At 73.8% G+C, this 11,008-nt stretch carries 3 protein-coding genes; all 3 read right to left on the bottom strand.

Translation table 11 applies throughout. From position 1 onward, the window contains the following. Nucleotides 1-246: 246 nt before the first annotated feature. The 3 genes from CP982_RS32365 to CP982_RS32355 are packed head-to-tail and all read right to left on the bottom strand — an operon-like array spanning nucleotide 247 to nucleotide 10,971. Nucleotides 247-4,059 (bottom strand): SDR family NAD(P)-dependent oxidoreductase, encoded by a 3,813-nt coding sequence (locus CP982_RS32365; protein ID WP_150513689.1) that lies wholly within the window; start codon nucleotides 4,057-4,059, stop codon nucleotides 247-249. Next, a complete protein-coding gene (locus CP982_RS32360; protein WP_150513688.1) occupies nucleotides 4,056-4,835 on the bottom strand; it encodes a thioesterase II family protein in 780 nt (259 codons plus the stop codon). Before CP982_RS32360 ends, CP982_RS32365 begins: the two co-directional genes overlap by 4 nt. 13 nt (nucleotides 4,836-4,848) lie before the next feature. Further along, nucleotides 4,849-10,971, bottom strand: coding sequence for a non-ribosomal peptide synthetase (locus CP982_RS32355; RefSeq protein WP_150513687.1), 6,123 nt, complete (start codon nucleotides 10,969-10,971; stop codon nucleotides 4,849-4,851). Between the last annotated feature and the right edge of the window lie 37 nt (nucleotides 10,972-11,008).

Raw genomic sequence — 11,008 nt, 5'->3', positions numbered from 1 at the left:
GGTCCTACGAGCCCTTTCGTGCCTGCCGCGCAATACGCATCGGGCGGGCGGCGGGCGGGCACTTCGGGCTGACGGCGGAGCGACACTAACTTTTCCCGCAGCGCCCCCTGGGGTCAAGCGAATTCAAGGCGGAGCAGCACTCGGCCGGTGCCCCTTTTATCCTGGCGACAGGACAACGGGGCACCGGCCGGGGCCGTGGCGGCCGGACGCGCCGGCGGCGCGCCGCCGGCGGCGGCGCGCGACCGCTCAGTCCGTCGTGCGGCGCCTGACGAACTCCGCCATCGCCTCGACGGTGGGGCGCTCGTAGAGCTCCTGCGTCGGCACCCGGACCGCGAACGTCTCGTCGACGAGGGCGAGCAGGCGCGTGGCCCGGATCGAGTTGCCGCCGAGGTCGAAGAACGAGTCGTCCCGGCCGATCTCCGGCTGGTTGAGGGCGTCCGACCAGAGCCCCGCGATCTGCCGCTCCAGCTCGTTCGCGGGCGCGGTGAAGGTGCGCTTGGGCCGGTCGGCGGCCGTGTCGGCGAGCAGTTGGGCGACGTCGACACCGCCCGCCGCGTCCCTCGGGACGCGGTCCACGCGCACCAGGCGCACCGGGACCGGGCAGTCCCGCACGCTGGGCGCCACGGCCGCGTGCACGGCCTCCGGCTCGACGCCGTCGGCGGTGTAGGCGACGAGCAGTTCACCGATCCGCAGCTGCTCGGGCACCAGCTCGTCCACGATGGCCGGATTCCCGAGGTCGAGGCCGACGATCAGGTAGTGGTGCGGCGTCACGATGCCTTCGGTGAACAGCCGCAGACCGTCGGAAGCGTTAATGGAACGGAAACCTCGGCTGCGCGCGGGCGCGTCCGACTGATTCTCGTTCATGCCGATGCCCGACCACATGCTCCAGGCCAGGCAATGCACCGTACGGCGCCGCTCATGATGCCAGTGATCTGCAAATCCGGCCAGGAATCCATTGGCCGCGGAATACGCGCCGAAGGAATGTCCGCCGAATTCGCCGTTGACGGAGCCGAAGAGCACGAGCGAGGCGTCGGGGCGCGAGTTGAGGACCTGTGCCACCGCGAGCGTGCCCGCGACCTTCGCCCCGTACTGGGCGGCGAACGTCTCCGCGGACTCGGCGGCCACGGTGTGCCGTTCGAGGTCGGCCCACTGCCCCGTGGGGTTGGCCCCCGCCAGGTGCAGGGCGCCGTCCAGGGGGCGTCCCCAGCGTGCCTCGGCCGCGGCCACCGCCGCTTCCAGGGCGGCCGCGTCGGTGATGTCGAGCTGCTCGTACACGACGCTGCCGAGCGCGGACAGCTCGGCGAGCCGGGCCGCCTTCTCGCCCTCGGCGGGCGACCTGCCGACGAGCAGCAGGCGCGCTCCGTAGGCCGCGGCGAGATAGCCGGTGATCTCGTGCGCGATGCCGCCGAGGCCGCCGGTGACCAGGTAGAGCCCGCCCGGGACCAGCGGCGCGGGGGCCGGTGCTACGTCGTCGGCGACCGGGGCCACCTGCGGCTTGAAGCGCCGGTCCGCGCGCACGGCGACGATGCCCGTGCCCGTGGAGTCGGCGAGTTCGGTGCGCACGGCCGCGGGCCAGGCGCCGGGGTCGGCCGGCAGGTCGAGCTGGCGGATCACGGCGCCGGGGTTCTCGGCGACGGCGGTCCGCACCAGGGCGGGCAGCGCGCAGGTGCCGAGGTCGACGGCGTCCCCGTCCCGTACGTACACCGCGCCGGAGGTGACGAGGAGCAGCGCCGGGCGGCCGGACGTACCGTCGGCGAGCGCCCCGACGAGGGCGGACAGCTCCGCCGTCGCCGCGGTGAGGCGGGCGTGCGGATCGCCGCCGCCGGACAGCGGCGGGGCAAGGACGACGGCGGCGACCGGGCCGTGGGCCTCGGTCACGGCCGCGAGCAGTCGCCGCAGGTCCTCACGGTCGTCGGTGCGCGCCTCGAACCGCAGGGGCGCGTGCTCGGTGAGCCGCTCCCCCCTGCGGACGGTGACGACCGGGCCCTCGACGCCCAGGCGCGCCGTGTCGGCGTCGTCGCCGATGACGATCCGGACGCCGGTCCCGGCCCCGTCCGCCGCCGCGGCGGGGGCGGGCAGCTCGCTCCACTGCCGCCGGAACAGCCAGGTGTCCGGCGGCTCCTCGGCGGTGTCGCCGCCGATGACGCGGTCGGCGAACGTACCGGCGCGGAACGCGCTCGCGATCGCGGCGCGTTGGACCTTGCCGCTGCCGGTCTTCGGGAACTCCGCCTCGGTGACGGGAACGAGGAGGTCGGGCGCGATGCCGACCTCGCGGGGCAGCAGGGCGCGCAGCTCCTCGCTGACCCCGGCCAGCGTGTCGGCGTCCCAGCGCACCGGCACGAAGAAGACCACGAGCTGGTCGGAGTCGGCGCCGGGCTCCCGCACCCCGACGGCGGCCGAGAAGGTGACCTTCACGCCCGCGGCCCGCTCCACGACGCTCTCGATCTCGTGCGCCATGTAGTTGATGCCGCGGACGATGATCTGGTCCTTCTTGCGTCCGGCGATCACGATCTCGCCGTCGTGGACGAACGCGAGGTCGCCGGTGCGGAACCAGCCGTCCTCGTCGAACGCCTCGCGGTTGGCCTCCTCGTTGGCGAAGTAGCCGTTCATGATCGTCACGCCGCGGATGCGCAGCTCGCCGAGGCGGTCCTCGGGCAGCTCGCGGCCGGAGTCGTCCACGATGCGCAGCTGCACGCCCGGGATGGGGCTGCCGACCGTCGAGAGCACGACCGCTTCCTTGTCGCCGGGGGCGACGTGGCGGACGGTCCCGGTCAGCGACGCGGGGTCGATGGCGACGGTGCCCGCGGCGCGGTCGTCGCGGTGCTGCTGGGTGTACGTCACTCCGGAGCAGGTCTCGGACATGCCCCACGCCGGGCGCATGGCGTCGGCGGCGAGGCCGTGCGGCGCGAGCAGGTCCAGGAACTGGTGGCTGGTCGAGGCGATCACCGGCTCGCCGCCGTTGACGATCTCGCGCAGGCACGACAGGTCCCAGGAGCGGTTGTTCCTGACCTCCTCGGCGTGCTCGTTGACCAGCGCGTAGACGAAGTTCGGCGCCCAGGTGTTGGTCACCCGGTAGCGGTCGACCCAGCCGAGCCAGAGCAGCGGGTCGCCGAGCGCGTGCTCGGTCGTGGCGTTGATGTGCAGGCACCGCGCGAAGACGTCACGGACGTTGTAGAAGGCGACCGTGACGTGGTCGAACGGCATGTAGATGAGGCTGATGTCGTCGCCGGAGAGCCCGGAGTGCTGGATCACGGCGTGGGACCGGGCCACCAGGCTCGCGTGGGTGTGGTGCACGCACTTGGGCATTCCGGTGCTGCCCGAGGTGAGGAGGTTGAGCGCCGGTGACCCGGGGGTGGCGGGGAACCAGTCGCTGTCGGGCGCGAAGGCCACGAGCTCGGTGACGGTCCGGATGCGCACCTCGGGCTCGCCCCACAGCTCGCGCACCCCGGCGAGCGCCTCAGCGGTGGCGTCGTCGGTGAGCAGCACGGGCCGGTCGAGCAGCTTCCAGGCGTTGTGGAGCTTGCGGTTGGTCTCGTTCTCCGCCCGGTACGTCGTGGCCACGCCGACCGGGGTCGGTACGAAGCCACCGAGGACACAGGCCCAGAACGCGGTCAGGAAGGCCTTGTTGTCGTCGAACTGGAACAGCGCCGCGTCCCCGGGGCGCAGCCCCGCGGCGCGGAGTCCGGCGAGGACCCGCTCGGCGTCGGCGAGGAGTTCCGCGTAGCTCTGGAACACGTCGTCGTGTCCCTTGGTGAGGTAGATCGTGCCCTTGTCCGGCGCGAGGAGGGCCGCCTGCCGCAGGGCCTCCTGGAGCGTGGTCGGCGCGCCGTCCGGGACGTGCACGGGGCCGCCGTCCAGGACGGCGGGCACGGCGTCCTGGAGGTCCTGCTCGTCCGGCGCGGGCGGCGCGGCCGCGGGGAGCGGGGCGGCGGCGGCCGCCGTCCGCACCCCCTTGCGGGCCACGGCGACGGCGTCGCCGACCCCGGGCACCGTCCGGGCGGCCGCGGTGATCCGGCCGGTGATCTCGTCGAGTGCGCCGATGGCGTCCGGGCTCGTCATGCGGTCCTCCCCGCCACCGCGCCGAGCACCTTCTCGGCGATGGCCGAGACGACGATGCCGGGCGAGTCGAGGAAGTAGAAGTGCCCGCCGGAGTAGAAGCGCAGGGTGAACTCGGCGTTGGTCTGGTCGCGCCAGCCGTCAAGGGAGTCCTTCGGCGCCTGCGGGTCCTCCTCCCCCGCCAGGACGGTGATGGGGCAGTCGAGCGGCGCCTCGGGAGCCGTGCGGTGGCGCTCCCAGAGGCTGAAGTCCGCGCGCAGGACGGGCACCAGGGAGTCCATGACGAACTCGTCGTTCGCGATCTCCTCGTCGATGCCGCCGAGGGTCAGCATCGCGTCGCGGAACTCGTCGTCGGACAGGTCGTGCAGCTGGCGGATCCCGGTCGCGCCGGGGGCCGCCTGGGCGGAGAGGAACAGGTGCTCGGGGCCTGTCTGCCCCTTCGCGCGCAGGGCCTTGGCGAGCTCGAAGGCGAGCGCGGCGCCGCAGGAGTGGCCGAAGAAGGAGTACGAACCGCCGAGCACGGGCCGCAGCGCGTGCGTCAACACGCTGACCAGCGGGCCGACCTCGCTGAACGGCTCCTCCGCGATGCGGTCCTGGCGTCCGGGCAGCTGCACGGCGACCAGCTCGATCTCCGGCGGCAGGAGGGCGGCCCACTCGGCGTAGGCCGTGGCGCCCGCACCCGCGTGCGGGAAGCAGATAAGCCGGTGCCTGCTCTGCGGCTGCCGGGCGCGCCAGATGTAGGGGGTCTCACCGGCAAGTTCGGGGCTCACTATGGACATGCTGGGTTTCTCCCTAGCTCATCTTGCGCAGTCGGGGGCCGCTCGCTGTGACGATCTCGTCCCAGTGGGCCGCAAGTTCGGCGATGGTCTTGTACTGGAATATCGAGCGAATGGTGAGCTCCACGCCCAGCTCGTTGCGCACCCGGCCGATCAGGCGGGTGGCAAGCAGTGAATTGCCGCCCATGGCGAAGAAGTTGTCGTCGACGCCGACGCTCTCCCGCCCCAGTACGTCGCTGAAGATCCGGGTCAGGAACTCCTCGCGCTCGCTGCCCGCGGTCCTGGCCTGCCGCGGCGCTTCGGCGGCTTCGGGCAGCCGCTTGGCGTCGAGCCGTCCGGTGGCGGTCCTGGGCAGCTCGTCCAGGACCACGACGGCCCGGGGGACGAGCCGGTGCGGCAGGCGCTGGGCGGCGGCTTCCCGCAGCTCGTCGGGGACGATCCGGGCGCCGTCCGCGGCGACGACGTAGGCGACCGGTCCGGTGCCCGAGGTGACCACGGTGACGCCCGCCACCTCGGCGCGGCCCGACAGGACGCCTTCCAGCGCCCGGTGGCCCACGGCCTGGTCGGCGGTGATGCCGAGCGGCTCGACTCCCCCGTCGGCGGTGACGCGGGCCCGCAGTCCGGTGCGGTGGAGGCGGGCTCCGGCCGGGCCGTAGGGGTCGGCGACGAAGCGCTCGGCCGTGCGGGCGCCGCTCCTCGGGTAACCGCGTCCGTACTCGCCCGTGACGTACAGCTCGCCGGTGCCGCCCGGCGGGGTGGGGGCGAGCGAGGGGCTGAGGACACGGGCCCTGGCGGGGTCGGTGTCGAGCGGGCGGACCTCCGGCGCGCCGTCGCGGATCTCGACGGTGCGGCCCGCGCAGAGGGCGAGCAGGAGGTCGGCGGCGGGCGCGGCGGGCCCCGCCTCCAGCGGTGCCGGGGCCTCGGCGGCGAAGCCGCCGACGCCGCGTGCCAGTGCGGCGTGGGTGACGGCGAGCGCCTGCGGCCTGGCCGTCGCGTCCGGGGCGTAGGCCAGCACGGCGAGGCGGCCGGGCAGCGGACGGACCTGCGGGGCGGCGGGAGCCGCGTCGAGGGCGCTGAGGGGGACCGTGATCCGGGGCAGGGCGCCCCAGCCGCGGTCGTCGGTCGCCTTGTCGACGATGACGGCGCTCACGGCGGCGTCGCGGACGACGGAGCCGCTCCACTCCGGGGAGTCCTCGGCGTCCAGGGGCAGGGCGCAGGCGCCCGCCTTCAGGACGGCGAGCAGCGCGGCCGTCCGGTCCACCGGGTCCGTGCAGCTGATGGCCACGACGGAGTCCGGCTCCACGGCGTGCCGCAGGAGCTCGCCGGCGAGGCGGTCGGCCCGCTCGTCCAGTTCGCGCCTGGTCGTCGCCCCGTCGGCGACGAGGGCCACGGTGTCCGGGCCCTCGGCCACCAGGCGGGCGAACAGCTGCGGCACCAGGTCGTCAAAGACGGCCGGGGCCGCCGCCGGGCGCGCCGCGGACGCGAGCGCGTCGGCCTCGGTGGTGCCCACCGCGCCGACCCGGCTGTGCGGGTCGCTGAGGAACGCCCGCAGCACGCGCAGCAGCCGCTCCCCGACGCCGGACGCGCCGGCCCGGTCGAAGGCGCCGAGCTGGTACTGGAGCTTCAGGCGGAGCAACGGGTCCAGCTCGGCCATCACCATGAGCGGGTAGTTGCCGCCCGCGATGTTGCGGAAGGTGGGCACGGGCAGCCCGGCGGCCTCGCTGGCCTCGGAGATGGCAGCGTTGTCGAACGGGTGGGACTGGACCAGGACGAGCGTGTCGAAGAGCGCGTCCAGGCCCGCGGCCTCGTGGATGTCGGCCAGGCCGCAGTCGTCGTGGTCGAGCAGGGCGGCCTGCGAGGCCTGGAGCTCGGTCGCCACCTGGGCGAGGGTCTTGCCCGGCGCGCAGCGCGCGCGGACCGGCACGGTGTTGATGAACAGGCCGACCGTGTCGGCCACGCCCGCGAGCGTGGGCGGGCGGCCCGAGACCGTGGCTCCGAACAGCACGTCGGTGCGCCCGGTGAGTTCCCCGAGGACCACGGCCCAGGCGGCCTGGACGACGTTGCTGGGCGTGCTGCCCGTCTCCGCGGCCCGCCGGACCAGCGCGCGGGCCTCGTCGGGCGTGAGCGCGAGGTCGAGCTCGCCGAAGCCGCTCCCGCCGTCCTCCGCCTGCTCCGGCACGAGCAGCGTCGGCTCGTCGACGCCCGCGAGGGCCTCGGTGTGGGCGCGTACCGACAGCTCCCGCTGCTTGTCGTCGCGGCGCTGGAGGTGGCCGAGGAACTCCTTGAAGGACGGCGCCTTGCCCAGGGCGGAGGCGTCGGCGTACAGCCACAGCAGCTCGCGCAGCAGGATCGGCTCGGACCAGCCGTCGAAGAGCACGTGCTGGGCGGTGAGGACCAGCTCGGTGCGCCCGTCGTCGACGTGCGCCAGGGTCATGCGCAGCAGCGGCGGCTCGGTGGTGTCGAAGGTGGTGGTGCGCTCCTCGGTGAGGAAGGACTCGAACGCGTCCTTCGTCACGTCCACCTCGCGCCACGGCAGCGTCACGCCCGAGACGACGAGCTGGACCATGTCCCCGGAGACGTCGGGCACATAGGCGGTGCGCAGGCTCGCGTGCCGGTCGAGCAGGGCCTGCCCGGCCGCCCGCATCCGCGCGGCGTCCACCGGCCCGTCGAAGCCGAAGAGGAGCTGCACCTGGTACATGTCCACGCCGGTGCCCGCCAGCTTGGAGTGGTGCAGCAGACCGGCCTGGAGATCGGTCAGCGGCCAGACGTCGGCCAGGCCCGGGTACTGCTTCTCCCAGGTCTCCAGCTCTCCCTGGGAGACGTTGACCAGCGGTACGTCCGACGGCGTCAGGCCGCCCGCGCCGGGGGCGGAGGCGTGCCGCACCAGCGCTTCCAGGGCGGACTGCCACAGCTCGGCCAGTTCGCCGACCTCGGCCGCGGTGAGGACCCCGGCCGGGGCGCCGAAGACCGCGCCCAGGCGCGGGCCCGCCGCGGTGTCGGTGACCATCGCGTTGATGTCGACCTCGCACAGCGCGGGCATGGCCGGGTCGTGCCCGGCGTCCAGCTCGGCCAGCTCGGTGAAGTCCGCGGCGTCCGAGGTCTGGGTGAAGCCGAGGGCGCGCACGTCCTCGGGCACGTCACCGGTGGCGAAGCGGCCCAGGTAGTTGAAGCCGATCTGGCCGAGGCCGCGCGGGCGCAGCGCCTTCGCGGTCTCCGGGTTGAGGTAGCGCAGGAGGCCGTAGCCCAGGCCCTTGTCGGGCAGGGCGAGCAGCTGCTCCTTGACCGCCTTGATGACGGCGCCCGCGGCGGGACCCGAGGCGAAGGCGTCCTCTACGTCGATCCCGGAGAGGTTGAGGCGGACCGGGAAGAAGCTGGTGAACCAGCCCACGGTGCGCGAGAGGTCGGCGCCGGGCACCGACTCCTCCTCGCGCCCGTGGCCTTCGAGGCGCAGCAGCGTCGAGGGCTCCTCGACGCCGCGCGTGCGGCGCCAGCGGGCCACGGCCATCGCCAGGGCGGCGAGCAGCACGTCGTTGACGCCGCCGCGGAAGGCCGCGGGGACGGAGGTGAGGACGGCCTCGGAGGCCGCGCCCGGCAGCACCACGCGCACCTTCTCGACGGTGGACTGCACGTCCACCGCCGGGTCGAGGCGCCGGGTGCCGAGGACCGGGTCGGGGCCGTCGAGGATCGAGGTCCACCGGGCGAGCTCGGCCACCCGCTCGGGCCTGCTCGCCTCGTCCACCAGGGCGTGGGCCCACCGTCGTACGGATGTGGCGGGCGCGGTGAGCTGCGGGGTCGCGCCGTCGCGCACCTGTGCCCAGGCGGCGGCGAGGTCGGGCATGAGGATCCGCCAGGACACGCCGTCGACGACCATGTGGTGCAGGCCGACCAGGAGGCGGCTCGGTCCGGTGGGCGGCTTGAACCAGACGAACTGCGCGAGGGTCCCGGACACCGGGTCGAGGCGTCCCGCCAGGTCCTGGAGCTCGGTGACGAGCAGGGTCCGCCAGGACTCGCCCGCGAACCGCCCGTCGCAGGACACCGTGCGGATCAGCGGGTCCACGTCCACGGATCCGGGCGGGGTGACGAGCAGCCCGTCGGGGAGCAGCCGCGCGCGCAGCAGGTCGTGCCGGTCGAGGACCGCCGTCAGGGTCGCGGCAAGGCCGTCCCGGTCGATGTCCCGCGGCAGCTCCAGGACGACGGCCTGGAGCAGGGAGTCGAAGCCGGGGCCGTTCTCCAGGATCCAGTGCGCCACCGGCATGAGCGGCATGTGGCCCACGCCGCCGCCGTCGAGCTCGGCCAGGACGGGGCCGCTGTCCCCGGTGTCGGCGGCGGCGACGGCGGCCAGTTCGGCCACGGTCCGGTGCTCGAACACCTGCCGCGAGGTGACGAGGACGCCCTGGGCCTTGGCGCGCGACACGACCTGGATGGACTGGATGCTGTCGCCGCCGAGGGCGAAGAAGTCGTCGTCGACGCCGACGCGGGGCTGGCCGAGCACCTCGGCGAAGACGCCCGCGAGGACCTCCTCGGCCTCGGTGCGCGGCGCCCGGTAGGCGGTGCTGGTGAAGCGCGGCTCCGGCAGGGCGGCCCGGTCCAGCTTCTCGTTCGGGGTCAGCGGGAACCGGTCGAGCACCATCAGTGCGACCGGAACCATGAACTCCGGAAGTCGCTGCCCGATGAACTCCCGCAGTTCGGCCGGGAAGTCCGCCGCGTCCGGCGCGGGCGCGCCGTCCTGGGTGAGGACCACGTAGCCGAAGAGCTGCTTGGCCGCGTCGCTCGTACCGACCTGACGGGCGATCACGGCGGCGTGGGCGACCGCCGGGTGGGCGAGGAGGGCCGCCTCGATCTCGCCGAGCTCGATGCGGTAGCCGCGCACCTTGACCTGGTGGTCGGCGCGGCCCTGGTACACGAGCAGGCCGTCGTCGTTGCGGATCACCAAGTCGCCGGTGCGGTACATCCGTTCACCGGCGGGGCCGAAGGGGCTGGCCACGAACCGCTCGGAGGTCAGCGGGCCGCGGCGCAGATAGCCGCGGGCGATGCCGGCGCCCGCGACGTACATCTCGCCGATGACGCCCGGCTCCACGGGCCGCAGGCGCTCGTCGAGGACGTAGCCGTCGAGGGTGTCGAAGAGCTGCCCGATGGGCACCTCCTCGTCCGGCCTGCTCGCCGGGTCGACCTGGTGGGCGGTGGTGAAGACCGTGGTCTCGGTCGGCCCGTAGCCGTTCACGACGACCGTGTCGGGGCAGGCCGCCTGGGCCCGCGCGACGGACTGCGGGGAGACCCGGTCGCCGCCCACCCACACCTCGTGCAGGCCCCGCAGACAGGTCGCGTCCTCCTCCACCAGGAGGTTGAAGAGCGCGCTGGTGAGCCAGACGATCGTGACGCCGTGCCGGGCTATCTGGTCGGCGAGGACGGCGGGGGTGAGGTCGGGGGACGGCTCGACGACGACGGTGCCGCCGTTGAGCAGGGGCACCCAGATCTCCAGGACGGAGGCGTCGAAGGCCATCGGCGAGTGCAGCAGCATCCGCATGCCGTGGTGCCAGCGGTGGTCCTGGACCAGGGCCGCCACATCGCGGTGGGTGACGCCGATGCCCTTGGGCCTGCCGGTCGACCCGGAGGTGTAGATGACGTACGAGAGCGTCAGCGGGTGCACGACGACGTCGGCGACGGCCTCGGCCCCTGCCCCGGCGCCTTCGGCCAGCTCCGCCACGTCCACGGTGGGGTAGGAGCTGCTCAGGCGCCGGACGTCGGCCCCGGTGCTCAGCAGGAGGACGGGCTGCGCGTCGCCCAGCATCAACTCGACGCGCTCGACCGGGTAGTCGGGGTCGAGCGGCAGATAGGCGGCGCCCGCCTTCAGCACCGCGAGGACGGCCGCGACCGCCTCCGTGGACCGCGGCAGCGCGACCGCGACGAGCGACTCCGGCGCCACGCCGCGCGCCGCGAGGCCAGCGGCCAACACGTCGGACCTGGCGTCGAGTTGCCCGAAGGTCAAGGTCTCGGTTCCGCAGACTACGGCGATCGCGTCGGGAGTCCGCCGGGCCTGCTGGGCGAACAGCTCGAGCACCGTCGTGTCGAGGATCCGTCCGGCCGCACCATCCTCAGTCGTCAGCGGACGGTTTCGCTCCAGCGGAGCATGCACATCCATCACCCCACACAGACAAATGGATCGAAGAAGTGGTTCA

This window comes from Streptomyces spectabilis (assembly GCF_008704795.1).
GTDB classification, from domain to species: Bacteria; Actinomycetota; Actinomycetes; order Streptomycetales; family Streptomycetaceae; genus Streptomyces; species Streptomyces spectabilis.
The sequence above is the reverse complement of the archived record's forward strand: the minus strand, read 5'-3'. Positions and strand labels throughout refer to the sequence as shown.

Coding starts and splice junctions, on each gene's coding strand:
- CP982_RS32365 (WP_150513689.1), bottom strand. CDS start 4,059: ATGACGAGCCCGGACGCCATCGGCGCACTCGACGAGATCACCGGCCGG.
- CP982_RS32360 (WP_150513688.1), bottom strand. CDS start 4,835: ATGTCCATAGTGAGCCCCGAACTTGCCGGTGAGACCCCCTACATCTGG.
- CP982_RS32355 (WP_150513687.1), bottom strand. CDS start 10,971: ATGGATGTGCATGCTCCGCTGGAGCGAAACCGTCCGCTGACGACTGAG.